Source organism: Streptomyces sp. SAT1 (assembly GCF_001654495.1).
Classification (GTDB): Bacteria; Actinomycetota; Actinomycetes; order Streptomycetales; family Streptomycetaceae; genus Streptomyces; species Streptomyces andamanensis.
This window is the reverse complement of record NZ_CP015849.1, coordinates 7233205-7248105: the sequence shown is the minus strand read 5'-3', so window position 1 is coordinate 7248105 and position 14901 is coordinate 7233205. Positions and strand designations below refer to the sequence as shown.

The window sequence follows — 14901 nt, the reverse complement described above, 5'->3', positions numbered from 1 at the left end:
GCAGGCCCTTCCGTCTGTCCGGGCCGGTGGTCAGCGGCTGCGGTCGACCTGAGGGCGGTTGTCGTGGAACAGCTCGATGCCCGCGCGCAGCCCGGCCGCCTCGACGGCGGGCGCCGACCGCAGCCACTCCAGCGCCGTCCGGCACGTCGGGGTCTCCTCGACCAGCCGGTAGACGCGCAGATATCCGGCGAGACGGTTCAGCAGCGCGCTGTCGTCGACGGAGAGCGCGGAGCCGAAGGCGTCCAGGGGCTCCTTGGCGGCGCGCAGATAGCTGTCCATCTGGTGGAATTCCAGGGCGAGCTGCTTGCGTTCGCTGGAGAGCCTGCTGTCGGGGAGCGCCCGGATGATCGCGCTGGGCTTGCCCTCACTGGCCGGGTAACTGTCCCCCACGGCCAGTTTGAAGGCGGCCGCCGCCTCCGTGCCGAACGCGCGCAGCTCGGAGGAGATCCACCGCTCCTTCATCGTCTGCTTCGGCGTCTGGACCTTGAAGGCGCGGGTGACGGAGTCCAGGGCGTGCTGCATCTCGTGCGCCACCGTCGCGGCGAACTCGCGCAGCGCGGAGGCCGGGGCGCCGGCGGGCGGCGGCTTGATGTGCAGGACGCCGCCCTGGGCGGTCAGGTCGTCGATGACGAACTTGGCGCGTGCTCCCTGGTAGGACGTCTGGTCGTCGATCTCCACGGTGATGGAGGACTGTTCCAGGGCGCGCAGCAGCTGGGCGTAGGGGACGGCGAAGGTGGCGCCCCGCTGTTCGCCGGGGGCCGCCTTCTCCAGCAGTTCGGCGAAGCGGTCCGGCGGGAGGTTCTCCCGGGACCAGCGGCCCTTGGAGTAGTCGACCGAGCGCTGGAGCGCCGGGGCGGCGCCGGGGCCGGCGGCCGCAGCGTCCTCGGCCGGGCGGGGGGCGGGGGCCGGGCCGCCGAGCACCCTGGTCGCGTTGGCCTCGGCCTCCTGTTCGAAGCGGTCCGAGGGCGAGGAGACCTTCAGTCCCTGGCCGTTGTCGGTCCCCGCGACCGGGCCCCGGCGCTGCTGGACCACATGGGTCAGTTCGTGCGCGAGGGTGTGCCGGTCGCCGCCGCCGTCGCCGATGACCACATGGCTGCCCATGGTGTAGGCGCGGGCGCCGAGCGCCTCGGCGGAGCGCCGGGCGTCGGCTCCGGTGTGCAGCCGCACGTCGGAGAAGTCCGCGCCCATCCGGGCTTCCATGTCCTTCCTGACCGGCTCGGCCAGGGGTGTGCCGGAACCGCGCAGCACCTCGTCGACGGCGGAGCGCTGGACGGCCGCCTCGTCGGGGGCGGAGCGGTGGCCGCAGTGATCGGAGTGCTGGTGCCGGGCCTCCTCCAGCATCCGGGCCACGGCGGCGTTGCCCGCGGCGCGCTGGAGGGCCAGCAGGGCGGGCCGCTCCCCCGTGCCGGGGCGGGCGGCGGCCGAGGGGGCGGCGGGCGACGGCGCGCGCCGGGTCCTCGGGAGGCGCTCGGCGGGATCCGGCGTCTTGTCATGGGCGTGGGCGGGCATGGGCGAGTCCCTTGTCGCGGCGCGGACGGGCGGTTCCAGAGGTACTGGACGCGGCGCCCTCGCGCCAGAGCCGCGGGGGCACAGTGTGCTGCCCCGGCGGCTCACCCGCGGGCGCGCCGAGGTCGTCCGGCCCGTCGCTCCCGTACGGAAAAGGGCGGGGCCGGGGACGCCGTACGCGTCCCCGGCCCCGCCCTCTCGGCGCTCGGCCCCCCGGCCGGCCCGGGGGGTCACACGGGTTCGGGCTGCGGTTCCGGGCGGGGCACCAGGGCCGGTTCCGGGTCCCAGAGCCTCATGGTCCGGACGTAGCCGAGGATCACCGAGCCCATCGCGAGCAGGAGCAGGGGCCCGAACAGCCACGGCTGTCCGGCCAGCTCGGTCGCCAGATAGCGGTAGGCGACCAGGAGCGCGGCGAAGACCACCGTGCCGTGGACGACGAACCGGGTGGCCGGCCGGTCCCAGCCGCGGGCGAGCGAGCGCATCGTGGCCTCGATGGTCAGCGCGAACACCACACCGGCGACGAGGTCCGCGCCGTAGTGGTAGCCGAAGCCCAGCGTGGCGGTGAGGGTGGCGACCAGCCAGAAGGTGCCCGCCCAGCGCATGGCCCGCGAGCCCTTGCGGGAGTGGATGAAGAGCGTGGTGGCCCACGCGGTGTGCAGGCTCGGCATGCAGTTGCGCGGGGTGATCTCGTCGAACGGCATCGCGTGCGGGGTGCCGAGCGGCGCGAGGGTGTCCGGCCACAGGTCGGCCGTCGCCCAGTGGCCGCCGTCGGGGCCGTAGGCGAAGACCGGTCCGACGACCGGGAAGATCATGTAGATGGCCGGTCCGACCAGGCCGATGGCCAGGAAGGTGCGGACCAGGTGGTGGCTGGGGAAGCGGCGCTCGGCGGCGACGTTGCGCAGCTGGTAGAGGCCGACGAGGGCGGCCGCCAGCGGGAGCTGGCCGTAGACGAGGTGCAGGAGGTGGGAGCCGACCGGTCCGGTGGCCTCCAGGGCGCGGCCGACCAGCCAGGAGGGGTTGCCCAGCGCGTGGTCGGTGGTCGCCACGTACTGGTCGAGCACCGACGGGCGGGTCTTGGAGGTGATGAGCAGCCAGGTGTCACCCGTCTTGTGGCCCGCCACCAGCAGCAGGGCCAGTCCGACGCCCTTGAGCAGCAGCGCGCGCTCCTGGCCGGTGCGCCGGGTGAACGCGAGGACCGCGCAGCCCAGGACCACCCACAGCGCGCCGTTGCCGAAGGCCGGTCCGGCACCGGCCGCCCAGCGCACCAGCAGGAAGACGACGTCGATGCCGAGGGCCGCGCACGCGGCGACGAGCCGCTGCCGCCAGGTCAGCACCACCATCAGCAGCGCGAGCCCCGCGTACAGCAGCGGGCCCGAGCGCGGCGCGAAGACGATCTCCCGGGCCTGGTTGGTGATCGGCCCCGGAACGCCGTATCCGCGTGCGGCGATCTCCAGCGCGACGAGGAATCCGACGACCGCCACGCCCGCGGCGGTCCACAGCACCGCTCGGGCGGATATTCGCTTCGATGTGTTCTTCAATTGTTTAGCCCATTGAGTAGGTTGTGGACGTATTGCTGGCTAATGATGCTGGTTGGCATGGTTTTCCGGTGAAGAACGGGTGATCAGGCCGATGGTCATGAGTTCGAACATGCTAACCGGTGGCCGTTCGCGCCCTTCTCCGGGAGGCGTTCGCGGCAGGTGCCGCCGCGCTCAGGCCGCCGGGTGCGGTGCCTCGGGCGGGGCGGGGAATCCGTACGCGGCCCACCTGCCGGTCACCCGGCGGCGCACGTCCTCGGGGAAGGAGTTCCGGAAGGACGCGGTGACGCCCCTGGTCACGCCCTCGAAGTCGGCGGGGAGCAGACAGCTGACGACGGACTTGCCGCCCCGGCCGCCGCGCACCTCGTCGTCGGTGAGGTAGGGGACCATGGGGATGCCCGGCGCCTCGGGGTAGACGTAGTGGCCGGTGGCGGGGTGGTGGCGGGTGGCCAGGGCCCACACCACCTGGTCGATGTCGGTGATGTCGATGTCGTCGGCCACCAGCAGCACCTTGGGCACCAGCCAGCCGGTGTGGGAGCCGAAGAGCGCCTCGGCGACGGCGTCGGCGAGCCGCCGTTCGGTCAGGCCCGTCGCGGCCAGCTTCCGGGTGTCCACGGCGACCACGATCCAGCAGGTCGCGGCCTCGTAGGAGCACCAGGCCAGCGAGACGGGCAGGCCCTGGGCGCGCAGCCGGTGCAGGCTCGCGGCCGAGATCATGGTTCCCCACACGGTGTGGTTCTCCTCCGGGGGGACGCCCGCCACGCAGAAGGGCAGGATCGGGCGGTCCCGGTGGGTGACGGCCTCGACGTGGAAGACGGGCTGCGGCCTGCCCTCGCTGAAGGCGTACCCGTGGTACTCCCCCATCGGTCCTTCGGGGGCCGTCTCGTCGGGGCTGATGTACCCCTCCAGCACGATCTCGGCGTTGGCCGGGACGTACAGGCCGTTGGTCTCGGTGCGCACGACGTCGACGGGGGTGCCGGTCAGGGCGCCGACGTAGCCGTCCTCGTCCACCTCGGCGGGCAGCGGCATGCCGGCCGCGGCCAGGGCGGCGGGCGGGGCGCCGAGCACCATGGCCCAGGGGGTGCGTTCGCCGCGCTCGCGCCACATCCGGTGGATCATGCCGAGGTGCTGCTGCGGCATGGCCGGGCCGACCAGGGTGGTGGGGCCGTGCAGCATCGCGCGGCTGACCGACCAGCTGGTCCAGCTCCCGTCCGGGGTGCGCACCACATGGAAGCCGTACGTCCCGAAATACCGCCCGCCGTCCTGCTGGTGCAGCAGCGGCACCGGGAAGCGCGTCAGGTCGACGGCGTCGCCGGTGAGGACGTTCTCCTTGCACGGTCCGGTCGGCACGACCCGCGGGGGTACGGGGGCCGCGTCCATGGCGCCGACGAGGTGTTCGAGCAGGTCGCGCGGGGTGGTGTCGCGCCCCAGGCCGAAGTGGGCGGCGAGGCGCCCGTAGGTCTGCCCCGGGCACGAGCCGAGTCCTGCGGGGGCGCCGAGGAGGCGGAATCCCTCGTCGCCCTCGGTCAGCCGGCTGAACAGCGGGGCGGGGCTCCTGGTGTCGTAGACGCGCCGGGTGACGGCCGCGGCCTCCAGGGTGGGGCTGACCGGCTCGCGGATGTCGACCGCGTCGCCGGCGGCGAGCAGTTCGGACACGAAGTCACGGAAGTTGAGCGCGCTGCCGCGTTGGGTCATGAGAGGTCCTTTGCCGGGGACGAGATGGGGGCGGGGGCCGGAGCGGGGGCGGCGCCGGGGGCGGGGTGCGGGGCCGTCTTCATGCCCTGCCAGCGCCGCGCGGTGGGCAGATCCAGGCCGAACTGGTCGAGGACGCGTACGACGATGTGCTCGACGAGGTCGGCGATGGTCTCCGGACCGTTGTAGAACGCGGGGACGGGCGGCATGACGACGGCGCCCATCCGGGTCAGCTCCAGCATGTTCTCCAGGTGCACGGCCGACAGCGGGGTCTCCCGGGCCACCAGGACGAGCCTGCGCCGCTCCTTGAGCATCACGTCGGCGCACCGGCTGATCAGATCGGCGCCGTAGCCCGTGCGGACGGAGGCCAGGGTCTTCATGCTGCACGGTGCGACGACCATGCCGTCGACCCGGAAGGACCCGCTGGAGACCGGCGCGGCCTGGTCGTCCGGCCCGTGGCACACCGAGGCCAGCTCCCGCAGGTCCCGCATCGAGTACGGGGTCTCCCGCGCCAGGGTGGCCCTGGCCCAGCGGCTGACCACGAGGTGCGTCTCGACGCCGAGTTCTCCCAGCGCCTGGAGCAGGCGCACGCCGATGGGCGCCCCGGTGGCCCCGGTCATCGCGACGACGATTCTCACTTCGTCATCCTTCCTGTCACGGTCAGTTATGACGTACACGTCCTACCGCCTCGGACGGTATAGTACGTACACGTCCTGAATCAAATGCGGCGGAGGCGGCACCCATGACCGACGAGAGCGCACCCGGGCCCACTCCCCTGGAGGCGCTCGACGGGCCGGGGCCGCTGGCCCGCCGGCTGAACCAGGTCCACACCCGGCTGTGGTACGAGACGGTGCACCAGGACCTGACGGGGCCGCAGTTCACCGTGCTGAGCCTGCTGGACGCCCACGGCGACATGGACCAGGGCACGCTCGGCGCGCGCGCCCATCTCGACAAGTCGACCGCGGCGCCGCTGCTGCGGCGGCTGCGGCAGCGGGGCCTGGTGGACATCGCCCAGGACGCGGACGACCGCAGGCGCAAGGTGGTGCGCCTCACCGAGGAGGGCCGCGGTCTGGCCGTCGCCCTCGCCCCCCGGGTCACGGCCGTGAGCGAGCGGATCCTCGCGCCGTTCACCCCGAAGGAGCGGGAGCAGTTCCTCGCGCTGCTGCGGCGGGCGGTCGAGCGGTCACCGGACCAGGGCGGCGACGCCTAGGGCGCACGGCGATGAGTTCCACCGGTTCGCGGAGTCTCATCCGTGACATCACCGCCCCGGGGAGGATCCCATGGCCCAGTTGCTGAGAGTGCAGAACTTCAACGTGTCGAGCGACGGTGTCGCCGCCGGCGAGGACCAGACCCTGGAGAGGCCGTTCGGGCATGTCGACCCCGAGCGGCTGTTCGCCTGGGCCGGTGCCACGGCGAGCTGGCCCCGGCGCACCGAACCCGGCGGCAGCCGGGGGCTCGACGACTACATGACGCGGGACTTCGGGAACAACATCGGCGCCGAGATCATGGGCCGCAACAAGTTCGGGCCCCAGCGCGGGCCCTGGCAGGACCACGAGTGGCAGGGCTGGTGGGGCGACGAACCCCCGTTCCACACACCGGTGTTCGTCATGACCCACCACGAGCGGCCGTCGATCACCCTGTCCGACACCACCTTCCACTTCGTGGGCGGCGAACCGGCCTCGGTGCTGGAGCGGGCCCGGGAGGCGGCGCGGGGCAAGGACGTGCGGCTGGGCGGCGGGGTGACCACCGTCCGGGAGTTCCTGGACGCCGGCCTCGTCGACACCCTGCACGTGGCGGTCTCACCGGTGAAGCTCGGCTCCGGGCCGCGGCTGTGGGACTCGCCCGACGACCTGCTCGACCGGTTCCATCTGGACGTCGTGCCCAGCCCGAGCGGCGTCACGCACCACCTGTTCTGGCGCAGGTAGCCCGGACGGCCCGCGCGGCCGGACGGTCCGGGACCGGCCGCGCGGGTGCCGTACCGCCCGGCCCCGGCCACGGCCCCGCTCCCCCGCTCCCGGGCGGTCCCTGGGCCGGGGTCAGTCGTCGAGGTTGCGCATCCACCGGTCGACGTAGGCGCGGTGCTCGGGCACGAGCGCTCCGGCGGGGAACATCAGCGAGGTGACGTTGGCGCCGACGGCCATGCCGATGATCTCGCCCGCGAGCATGTGCACGGCGGGCGCGTCGGGTGCCTCGCCCCGGCCGCGCGCCTCGGCGATCCGCGCGGCGAGCCTGCGGCGCCACTCCATGAGGTGTTCGCGGTAGAGCGTGGCGAGGTCCTCGTTGTCCAGCGAGTGCTCCCACAGCGCGAGCAGCACCCGGGCGGAGTCGATGCGGTACTGGTCAAGCGGCAGGGTGGCCTCCAGGTCGCGCCGCAGCGCCTCCCTGGGGTCGGACGCCGGTTCGCTCGCGACCATCCGCTCGTTCATCTCCGCGAGCACGCTCTCGAAGGTGGCGGCGACGATGCTGTCCTTGCTGGGGAAGTAGCGCTTGAGCGCGCCGTTGGCGAAACCCGCCTCGGCGACGATGCTCCTCATCGTCGCGGCCTCGAACCCGCCCTGGATGATGAGCTTCTTCGCGACCGCGACGATTTCCCGGCGTCGCTGATCGTGGTCGATAATCTTCGGCATAGTTGTCCCTACGGTACTGGCGATCGGCTCGCCGTACGTAGTACCGGCACAACGAAGATCGGCGTCCGGGCCTCCGGGCCGCCGTGGCACGACACCGGCACCGGGCGTGGGCGGCCCGGTGCCGGTGTCAGGGTGTGCTCGTCGGGGTGGGGTCAGCGGACGGTCACCTGGAAGACCGGGGAGGCCGTCGTGCCGCTGACGATGCGGAGGTCGTTCCTGCCCTTCAGGCCGAGCTTGACGCCGAGCGAGTAGGAACCGGTCCGCGAGGTGTTCATGGACGCGGGCAGGCTGACCCACGTGCCGTGCTGCTTCTGCTGGAGGGTCACCTTGCTGCCCGCCTTGAGCCCGGTGGTCCGGCCCGTGACCCGGAACAGCTCCCAGGCGCGGACGGAGGTCGCCGACGGCGTGGCCGTGATGCCCGCCTTGGCGGCCACGGACTTCTGTGCGACGACTCCGGAGGCCGCGACGGGAGCCGCGGTGGCTGCCGTCGCGGTGCCCGCGAGGGCGAGGGAGGCCGCGCCGAGAACACCGACGACGGCCGTGCGCAGGGAGCGCCGCTTCGAGACCATCACAGATCTGCCCCTTTTCTGATCAGAACCGCGTTTCGCGCCGACCGTCACGATCGTGCCGATCGGCGCACTCATCAGTTACGACGACGCCCCGGGCGCGGGCGTTCATCGGCGCTTTGTCCTGGTCTTGTAACAGCGTGTGCGACAGCGACAGCGACAGCGACAGCCGCGGCGGGCGCGGCTCCGGCTCTACCGCTCGGGGCCCCGCTCCGCGGCCGGGACACGGCCGGTGTCCCAGTCCAGGCGCAGCACGGCGAGGTCGTCGGTGTGCCGGTCGGCGTTGAGCGTGCGGGTGCGGGCGATCAGCCGGTCGAGGTGGGTGCCGGGGTCGGGATCGTCGATGGTGTCGATGATGCGCAGCAGGCCCTCCACCCCGAGCCGGGCCTCGGTGCTGTCCGCGAACCCCTCGATCAGGCCGTCGGTGTAGACGATGAGCCCGCCGCGGGGCGGGAGTTCGAGGGTGGTGGGGGTCCACTTGCCCAGTCCGGGGGCGATCCCGAGGGCGATGCCGTGCGCGGCGGTGACCTGGCGGGTGCCGTCCGGGGTGACGAGCAACGGTTCGTGGTGGCCGGCCAGGTGCAGGGTGAGGGTGGCCGCGTCCGGGTCGAGGGTGATGAGGGTGCAGGTGGCGAACAGGTCGCTGCCGGTGCGCTCGGCGATGTGGATCTGTTCCAGCAGGGTGAGCAGGTGCTGGTCCCGGTGGCCGCCGAGGGTCAGGGCGCGCCAGGCTATGCGCAGGCAGACCCCGAGGGCGGCCGCGTCGGGGCCGTGCCCGCTGACGTCGCCGATGACGGCGTGGACCTGTCCGTCGCCGGTCTGGACGACGTCGAGGAAGTCGCCGCCGAGCAGGGCCTGCGCCCGGCCCGGGTAGTAGCGGCTGGAGGTGGTGACGACGGTGGAGGACAGCAGCGGTTCGGGCAGCAGCCCGCGTTCCAGGCGGGCGTTCTCCTCGGCGCGCAGGCGTCCGATCTGGAGGGCGGCGTTGGCGCGTTCGGCCTGCTTACGCTGGATGGCGTAGCGGACGGCGCGCTGCATCAGGTCGGGTTCGACCTTGCCCTTGACCAGGTAGTCCTGGGCGCCCGCGGCCAACGCGTCGACGCCGGCGCGGGGTTCGTCGAGTCCGGTCAGGACGATGATGGCGGCCTGGGTGTCCGGCTCGATCGCCTGGACCGTCTCCATCCCTGACGCGTCGGGCAGATGGAGGTCGAGCAGGACGCAGTCGACGGGGTGCGCGGCGAGCGCGCCGCGCGCCTCGGCGGCCGTGCGGCAGCGGGTGAGGGTGTGCGGCAGGTCGGTGTCGTAGAGGAGTTCCTCGACCAGGAGCGCGTCCCCGTCGTCGTCCTCCACCAGCAGGATGCGGAACCGGTCCACGCGGCCGGCGGCTCGGTCGGTCACGGCGGGATCGGTCACGGCTGGGGCGTTCCCTCCGGGGACTCCGGGCGGCCCGGGGACGGAACGGTGGGCGGGGGCTCCGGTCTCTGCTCGGACGCCGTGTCCGCGGCGGCGACGGGGAGGGTGAAGATCACGCGGGTGCCCAGTTTGTAGTCGGGGTCGATCCGGATCCTTCCGCCGTGGAACTCCACGACCTTCTTGCACATGGCCAGTCCGATGCCGGTGCCCGGGTAGGCGTCCTTGGTGTGCAGCCGCTGGAAGATGACGAAGACCTTCTCGCGGAACTCCGGGGCGATGCCGATGCCGTTGTCGCTGACGGCGAACTCCCAGGTGCCGTCGTCCTCGGAGGCGCTGACGTGGACGTGCGGCGGGTGGTCGGGGCTGCGGAACTTGATGGCGTTGGACAGCAGGTTCTGCCAGAGGGTGCCCAGCTGGGTGGCGTCCCCGACGACGGTGGGCAGCGGGTCGTGGGTGATCTCGGCGCCGGTCTCCTCGACGGCCACGCCGAGGTCGTCGAGGGTGCGGCCGAAGACCGACTCCAGGTCGACGGAGCGGTGGTCGTTGTGCACCCGGCCGACCCGGGAGAAGGCCAGCAGGTCGTTGATGAGGGTCTGCATACGGTTGGCGCCGTCGACGGCGAACGAGATGTACTGGTCGGCCCTGTCGTCCAGTTGGCCGCCGTAGCGCCGTTGCAGCAGCTGTGTGAAGCTCGACACCTTGCGCAGCGGTTCCTGGAGGTCGTGCGAGGCGACGTAGGCGAACTGCTCCAGTTCCGTGTTGGAGCGGCGCAGGTCCTCCGCCTGTTCGTCCAGCAGGGTGCGGGACTCCTCGCTGAACTGGAGCTCCTTCACCAGGCGCAGCCGCATGGACTCCACGTCCTCGGCCAGCCGGCGCAGGTCGGCGGGTCCGGTGCCGGTCAGGGCGTGGTCGAAGCGGCCGCCGGCGACGCGCCGGGCGTCCGCGCTCAGCCGGCTGAGCGGAGCGGTGATGCCGCGGCGCAGTCCCTCGGAGACCAGCGCGGCCACCAGCACGATGACGACGGCGATGCCCGCGAACGTCCAGTTGCGCAGGGTCACCGCCTGCCTCAGGTCGTGGACGCCCGCGGCGTTCTCGCCCTGGAGGTGGGACTGCTGGCGGGACATCGCGGAGCGCAGCGCGTCGAAGGCGCCCTTGCCGTCCCTCGCCCGCTGGGCGGCGAGCCGCACGGCCTCCTCGGCGGAGGCGGCGGCGACGGGACGGGCCACGCGCCGCTGCCAGTCCTCGGCCAGCCGCTCGACCTCGGCCAGATCGGCACCGGCGCGGTCGTCGTCCGCGACCAGGGTGCGCAGCCGCCCGAGCGCGGCCTGTTCGTCACGCACGCCCTGGGCGTAGGGCTGGAGGAAGTCGGTGCGGCCCGACAGTCCGTAGCCCCGGATCCCGGTCTCCTGGTTGACCAGGCCCTGTTCCACCCGCAGGGCCTGGACCAGCGCGGGCGAGCGCCGGTCGACCAGGTCGGCGGTGAGCTGTGAGGTGCGCCACGTGGCCCAGCCGCCCAGCGATCCGAGGACCGCGAGGACGGCCAGGGTGGTGAGGACCCCCGTGCGCAGCCAGCGGCGGGTGGTCCAGCCGGAGAAGGCACCCGCGGTGTCCGACGGCTTGCTCTGCATCCCGGCTCGTGTCTCTCCCTCAGCGGTTGCGGCCGCGGTCAGGCGCGGGCCAAGCACACTGTACCCACCGTCCGCCAACACATGTTGTCCACGGCGAGATCGACGCCTTAGCCTGGCCGGTGCCCGGTCCGGTTCGGTCCGCGACCGGGCGGAACAGCTACGACGCATCTCTCACCCGCCGCCCACCCCCCGGAGCCCGTGACTCATGGCCGCCGCCACCATCCGCCCCCACGACGTGCTGCTGGTCGAGGACGACATCGCCGACGCGATGCTCATCCAGGACGCCCTCGCCGAGCGGGGCACCCGCAACCTCACCCAGGTCTCCGACGGGATCGCGGCCCTGGACTACCTGCGCGACACGGCCAACGAGCGGCCCGATCTGATCGTGCTCGATCTCAACATGCCGCGCATGAACGGCCGGGAGTTCCTGGCCGTCGTCAAGGAGGACCCCGATCTGCGGACCATCCCGGTCGTCGTCCTCACCACGTCGGCCGCGCCCGACGACGTCACCGGCGCCTACCACCATCACGCCAACGCCTATGTCACCAAGCCGGTGAACCTGGAGGAGTTCGAGGCGGCGGTCCGCAGCATCGACTCCTTCTATCTGGACATCGCGGTCAAGCCTCCGAAGGAGTAGTGAGGACGGGCGGCCGCCGGCCGCCCTCCGACGTGCGCGTTACCCCATTCGGCCGCAGACTGGAGGTGCCTTGCCGCGTGCCGCCGGCCGGGCCGGGTGAAGGGTCCGCTGGTGCTCCCCCCGGGAGGCTCCATGGTTCTGGTAGCGCTGTGCACGCCGATCGCGATGTTGCTGCTCCTGCTGGGGATGGACGCTTTCGAGGAGCTGCTGTCCAAGTGGCCGACCGAGTCCGACGACGAGCCCCCGGCGCCCTGACCGACCGCCTCCCGGCCGGTCCGCCGCCGCGCCCCGGCGCGGCGGCTCCGCCTTGCGGTCCCGTCCTCGCAGCTCCGCCTTGCGGTCCCCGTCCTCGCGTGCCTTCGGCGCGGGAGGGCGGGGTCAGGCCCGCGGCGGGTTGCGGCGCGGGGTGAGGGTGGCGTGGGGCAGGGCCGGGGCGGGCAGGCGCGCTCCGGGACAGCCCTCGACGGCGCCGAACCGGTCGGACGCCTCCTCCCACTCCTGCCGGGCCCGGACGATGTCCGCGTGGCTGCGCCCGACGAAGTTCCACCACATAGCGAACTGCATCAGCATTTCCGCACGTCAACGGCGTGTTTGGTGCCTGAAGGTCAGCAAACTGTCAGCATCAGTCACGGGAGTCGGTCGGCCGTGGGGCAAGCTGCGTTGGTTCGTGGGATGGGGTCGTTTCTCAAGGAGTGTGAGCATGCGCGGTCGCGGTGGTCGAAGTGTCCGCACGCTTACAAGATCCGTTACCGGTCGGCGGCCGAGCGTCAGGTGGAGGAATCCGGGTTCGCGACCCACGAGAAGGCCGTCGGGCGTTTGACCGAGGTCTACAACGCCAGGAAGCAGGTCGGGCCGCGGAGCAGGACGAAGGCGGAGCGGGTCTCGGGCTCCCTGCTGGAGCACCACATGCTGCCGCTGCTGGGCAGCCGGCGGATGGACACCTTCGACCACGAGGTCGTCGAGGGCTTCGTCCGGGCGATGGAACGCGGTGGTGTCGGCCTGGCCACCCAGGCCAATGCCTTCGACAAGCTCAAGGCGACCCTCCTGGACGCCCATCGTCTGGGCCTGTGCGAGGAGCACCCCCCTGACGGGGGTGAAACCGCCCCAGTACGACCCGAAGCGTGCGGTCATCCCCTCACCTGAGCAACTGCGGCAGATACGCACCGCCGGTGACGATCGTTTCCTGCTGATCGCTGATCGCTGATCTGATGAGCGGCTACGGCATGCGCAACGGCGAGGCCGCCGCCGTCAACCTGCGCGGCATCGTCGCTGACGACGTCTATCGAGTCACCGAGCAGGTCAACCAGACCACCGGCCATTACGGCCGCCTCAAACACCGCAAGAACGGTGAATACCGCGACGTGTCCCTGCCCGCCCGCGTCAAGGACACGATCGAGTGGTATGCCGACAAGCACGGCACCGTCGACGGCTACCTGTTGCGCCACCCCAGGATCCGTCCCGGCCGTTCCCGCACTACTACCTCGGCAACCAATGGCAGCGGATCAAGAAGGCCGGCGAAGTCGACATCCCTGTCGGCATGGTGATCTACAGCTACCGGCACTTCTTCGCTTCCCATTGCCTCACCCGCAACATTCCCATCACGGACGTCGCCGAATGGATGGGCCACAAGAACATCGACGTCACCTTCAAGACCTACCGACACCTCATGCCCGGCACCATCAGCACCGCCGCCACCATCCCTCAACCACACCCTCACCGCATAGGGCCCTTCTGTGTGATACGCGGGTGATACGGCGAGGCTCCCGCCTCGGTGGCTGTCGTTTGGATCACGCCGACCCGACAGCCGGCCTAAGGCACCGGTGCCGGCTCCGTCATCGAACCGGCTGTGCGGCGGGGCAGTACGTGTCGTGCGCAGGTCGCCTCCCGGCGACCAGGTAGTCGTTCACGGCGTCGTTCCCGCAGGCGTTCGCGCCCGACAGGTAGGCCACGTGACCGCCCTGGTCGATCGTGACCATCCGGGCCCGTTCACCGAGGGCCCGACGCGTGCGGAGCGCCCCGGGCAGCGGGGTCGCCGGATCGCGGAGGTTTTGCACCATGAGCACGTCGGAGGGTCCCCGATCGGTGATCCTCACCTTCGGCTCCGAGGGGGCGGGCCAGAAGGCGCACGGCCGGATGTTGGCGGTGAACGCGCCGTACATCGGGTGGCGCACGCGGTCGACCGTGACGTTGTGCCGATAGGTCGCGAGGTCCTTCGGCCAGTGGGAGTCGCCGCAGATCACCCCGAGGTAGGCGGCGGGGTAGTTGTCGCTGTACGCGCCGCCGCCGGGGTCGGCGGAGCCCGGCGGCGGCTGGTTCGTGTCCAGGGCGTGCCAGATGGCGGCCAGGCCGGCGAGGTCGCTGTCCGCGCGGATCATCGCTGCGGTGACGACGCGGAACGTCGTGCCGTCGTATCCCCGTACGGGCTTGTCGTCGAGGCGCGCGGCGAGCCGGAAGTACTTCTCGCGCACCGCGGCCGGTGTGCTGCCCAGGTGGTATCGCCGGTGTGCGGCGGCGAACTCCGCGAAGTCGGGGAAGCGCGTCTCGAAGCCCGCGCCCTGGCCGCGCAGGGCCTCGACGTCGTAGCCCTCGGGCGGCAGGCTGCTGTCGAGCACGACGCGGTCGCCGTGGCCGGGGAAGAGGGTGGTGTACACGGCGCCGAGGTAGGTGCCGTAGGACTCGCCGTAGTACGAGATCCTCGGCACGCCCAGGGCCGCTCGGATCCGGTCCATGTCCCGCGCGGTGTTCGCGGTGGTGATGTACGGCAGCAGGTTCGCAGTCCTCGCCGTGGTGCACTGTGCCGCAAGGCTCTTCGCGGCCGCGGCCTGCCTCGACACGTCAGCCGCGCTGCCCGGGTCGGGCGGGTTAACCGCCGCCTCACCCTGGGCCCTGGTGAAGCCACAGCTCAGAGGGGTGCTGTGGCCGACACCGCGTGGGTCGAACCCGATCACGTCGTAGCGGTCGCGCACCTTCTCGGGCAGCTTCATCAGGACGGGGACGTGGAGCCCGGGCAGGCCGGGGCCCCCGGGGTTGAGCAGGAGCACGCCGCGCTTCTCAGCCGGCTTCCCGCTCGGCAGACGGGACACCTCGACGTCGATCGTCCGCCCGTGAGGGTGGCGGTAGTCGAGCGGCACCGCGAGCTTCGCGCACTCCAGCGCCGCCTCCGCCGGGCCGGGGCACTCGCCCCACCGCAGCGGTGGCCGGGACGGCGTGTCCGCCGCGGTCGTCCGCGATGTGCACGAGGTCACCGCCGCCGCCATCATAATGGCGAGCACCGTCGGCCAGGTCCTGCGCATGATC

Annotated in this window: 17 protein-coding genes; 7 read left to right on the top strand and 10 right to left on the bottom strand. The window is 72.0% G+C overall.

What is annotated here, in order from left to right; all coding sequences use genetic code 11:
* Window positions 1–30: 30 nt before the first annotated feature.
* The 4 genes from A8713_RS33990 to A8713_RS30835 form a co-directional block, all read right to left on the bottom strand.
* Window positions 31–1509, bottom strand: a complete 1479-nt coding sequence (locus A8713_RS33990) for an eCIS core domain-containing protein (RefSeq protein ID WP_064537003.1) — start codon at window positions 1507–1509, stop codon at window positions 31–33.
* A 227-nt stretch (window positions 1510–1736) separates the two neighbouring features.
* On the bottom strand, window positions 1737–3008 hold the full coding sequence (locus A8713_RS30845) for a phosphatase PAP2 family protein (RefSeq protein ID WP_107440745.1): 1272 nt from the start codon (window positions 3006–3008) through the stop codon (window positions 1737–1739).
* Between the two features lie 207 nt (window positions 3009–3215).
* Complete coding sequence (locus A8713_RS30840; RefSeq protein ID WP_064537001.1) at window positions 3216–4736, bottom strand: UbiD family decarboxylase; 1521 nt, start codon at window positions 4734–4736, stop codon at window positions 3216–3218.
* Complete coding sequence (locus A8713_RS30835) at window positions 4733–5371, bottom strand: UbiX family flavin prenyltransferase (protein WP_079159203.1); 639 nt, start codon at window positions 5369–5371, stop codon at window positions 4733–4735. Before A8713_RS30835 ends, A8713_RS30840 begins: the two co-directional genes overlap by 4 nt.
* A 104-nt stretch (window positions 5372–5475) precedes the next feature.
* On the opposite strand from A8713_RS30835, the gene A8713_RS30830 reads away from it, so the two are divergent.
* Complete coding sequence (locus A8713_RS30830) at window positions 5476–5943, top strand: MarR family winged helix-turn-helix transcriptional regulator (protein WP_064536999.1); 468 nt, start codon at window positions 5476–5478, stop codon at window positions 5941–5943.
* A 70-nt stretch (window positions 5944–6013) separates the two neighbouring features.
* Entirely contained in the window at window positions 6014–6658 is a 645-nt protein-coding gene (locus tag A8713_RS30825; RefSeq protein WP_064536998.1) for a dihydrofolate reductase family protein, read from the top strand.
* A gap of 111 nt (window positions 6659–6769) precedes the next feature.
* On the opposite strand, the gene A8713_RS30820 is transcribed toward A8713_RS30825, so the two are convergent.
* The 4 genes from A8713_RS30820 to A8713_RS30805 all read right to left on the bottom strand — a co-directional run bounded on the left by A8713_RS30820 (window position 6770) and on the right by A8713_RS30805 (window position 10967).
* Window positions 6770–7360 carry a TetR/AcrR family transcriptional regulator gene (locus tag A8713_RS30820; RefSeq protein WP_064536997.1) on the bottom strand — a complete coding sequence of 197 codons (591 nt, stop codon included), beginning with the start codon at window positions 7358–7360 and terminating at the stop codon, window positions 6770–6772.
* Window positions 7361–7512: 152 nt separating this feature from the next.
* On the bottom strand, window positions 7513–7929 hold the full coding sequence (locus A8713_RS30815; RefSeq protein ID WP_064536996.1) for a hypothetical protein: 417 nt from the start codon (window positions 7927–7929) through the stop codon (window positions 7513–7515).
* A 189-nt stretch (window positions 7930–8118) separates the two neighbouring features.
* Complete coding sequence (locus A8713_RS30810) at window positions 8119–9339, bottom strand: PP2C family protein-serine/threonine phosphatase (RefSeq protein WP_237305504.1); 1221 nt, start codon at window positions 9337–9339, stop codon at window positions 8119–8121.
* Window positions 9336–10967: a sensor histidine kinase gene (locus A8713_RS30805; RefSeq protein WP_064536995.1), complete on the bottom strand. Its 1632-nt coding sequence runs from the start codon at window positions 10965–10967 to the stop codon at window positions 9336–9338. Before A8713_RS30805 ends, A8713_RS30810 begins: the two co-directional genes overlap by 4 nt.
* 205 nt (window positions 10968–11172) lie before the next feature.
* Between A8713_RS30805 and A8713_RS30800 the strand changes: the two genes are divergently transcribed.
* Window positions 11173–11604: a response regulator gene (locus A8713_RS30800; protein WP_064536994.1), complete on the top strand. Its 432-nt coding sequence runs from the start codon at window positions 11173–11175 to the stop codon at window positions 11602–11604.
* Window positions 11605–11736: 132 nt separating this feature from the next.
* On the top strand, window positions 11737–11859 hold the full coding sequence (locus A8713_RS34690) for a hypothetical protein (protein ID WP_018569737.1): 123 nt from the start codon (window positions 11737–11739) through the stop codon (window positions 11857–11859).
* A gap of 123 nt (window positions 11860–11982) precedes the next feature.
* On the opposite strand, the gene A8713_RS32805 is transcribed toward A8713_RS34690, so the two are convergent.
* Window positions 11983–12168 carry a hypothetical protein gene (locus A8713_RS32805; RefSeq protein WP_382848656.1) on the bottom strand — a complete coding sequence of 62 codons (186 nt, stop codon included), beginning with the start codon at window positions 12166–12168 and terminating at the stop codon, window positions 11983–11985.
* 252 nt (window positions 12169–12420) lie between these two features.
* Here A8713_RS32805 and A8713_RS34540 point away from each other — a divergent pair, with 252 nt between their 5' ends.
* The 3 genes from A8713_RS34540 (at window position 12421) to A8713_RS34530 (ending at window position 13354) form a co-directional block, all read left to right on the top strand.
* Complete coding sequence (locus tag A8713_RS34540; RefSeq protein ID WP_237305503.1) at window positions 12421–12747, top strand: hypothetical protein; 327 nt, start codon at window positions 12421–12423, stop codon at window positions 12745–12747.
* Window positions 12748–12812: 65 nt separating this feature from the next.
* The gene (locus tag A8713_RS34535; RefSeq protein WP_237305502.1) at window positions 12813–13148 is read left to right on the top strand and encodes a hypothetical protein; all 336 of its coding nucleotides are present in this window, start codon (window positions 12813–12815) and stop codon (window positions 13146–13148) included.
* Window positions 13142–13354, top strand: a complete 213-nt coding sequence (locus A8713_RS34530) for a tyrosine-type recombinase/integrase (RefSeq protein WP_237305501.1) — start codon at window positions 13142–13144, stop codon at window positions 13352–13354. Before A8713_RS34535 ends, A8713_RS34530 begins: the two co-directional genes overlap by 7 nt.
* A gap of 82 nt (window positions 13355–13436) precedes the next feature.
* Here the strand turns inward: A8713_RS34530 and A8713_RS30790 are convergent, their stop codons facing one another.
* Window positions 13437–14897: an alpha/beta hydrolase gene (locus A8713_RS30790; RefSeq protein ID WP_064537827.1), complete on the bottom strand. Its 1461-nt coding sequence runs from the start codon at window positions 14895–14897 to the stop codon at window positions 13437–13439.
* Window positions 14898–14901: the final 4 nt, after the last annotated feature.

Coding starts and splice junctions, on each gene's coding strand:
- A8713_RS34690 (WP_018569737.1), top strand. CDS start 11,737: ATGGTTCTGGTAGCGCTGTGCACGCCGATCGCGATGTTGCTGCTCCTG.
- A8713_RS30820 (WP_064536997.1), bottom strand. CDS start 7,360: ATGCCGAAGATTATCGACCACGATCAGCGACGCCGGGAAATCGTCGCG.
- A8713_RS32805 (WP_382848656.1), bottom strand. CDS start 12,168: ATGCAGTTCGCTATGTGGTGGAACTTCGTCGGGCGCAGCCACGCGGAC.
- A8713_RS30790 (WP_064537827.1), bottom strand. CDS start 14,897: ATGCGCAGGACCTGGCCGACGGTGCTCGCCATTATGATGGCGGCGGCG.
- A8713_RS30815 (WP_064536996.1), bottom strand. CDS start 7,929: ATGGTCTCGAAGCGGCGCTCCCTGCGCACGGCCGTCGTCGGTGTTCTC.
- A8713_RS30825 (WP_064536998.1), top strand. CDS start 6,014: ATGGCCCAGTTGCTGAGAGTGCAGAACTTCAACGTGTCGAGCGACGGT.
- A8713_RS30840 (WP_064537001.1), bottom strand. CDS start 4,736: ATGACCCAACGCGGCAGCGCGCTCAACTTCCGTGACTTCGTGTCCGAA.
- A8713_RS30800 (WP_064536994.1), top strand. CDS start 11,173: ATGGCCGCCGCCACCATCCGCCCCCACGACGTGCTGCTGGTCGAGGAC.
- A8713_RS34535 (WP_237305502.1), top strand. CDS start 12,813: ATGAGCGGCTACGGCATGCGCAACGGCGAGGCCGCCGCCGTCAACCTG.
- A8713_RS30830 (WP_064536999.1), top strand. CDS start 5,476: ATGACCGACGAGAGCGCACCCGGGCCCACTCCCCTGGAGGCGCTCGAC.
- A8713_RS34530 (WP_237305501.1), top strand. CDS start 13,142: ATGGTGATCTACAGCTACCGGCACTTCTTCGCTTCCCATTGCCTCACC.
- A8713_RS33990 (WP_064537003.1), bottom strand. CDS start 1,509: ATGCCCGCCCACGCCCATGACAAGACGCCGGATCCCGCCGAGCGCCTC.
- A8713_RS30805 (WP_064536995.1), bottom strand. CDS start 10,967: ATGCAGAGCAAGCCGTCGGACACCGCGGGTGCCTTCTCCGGCTGGACC.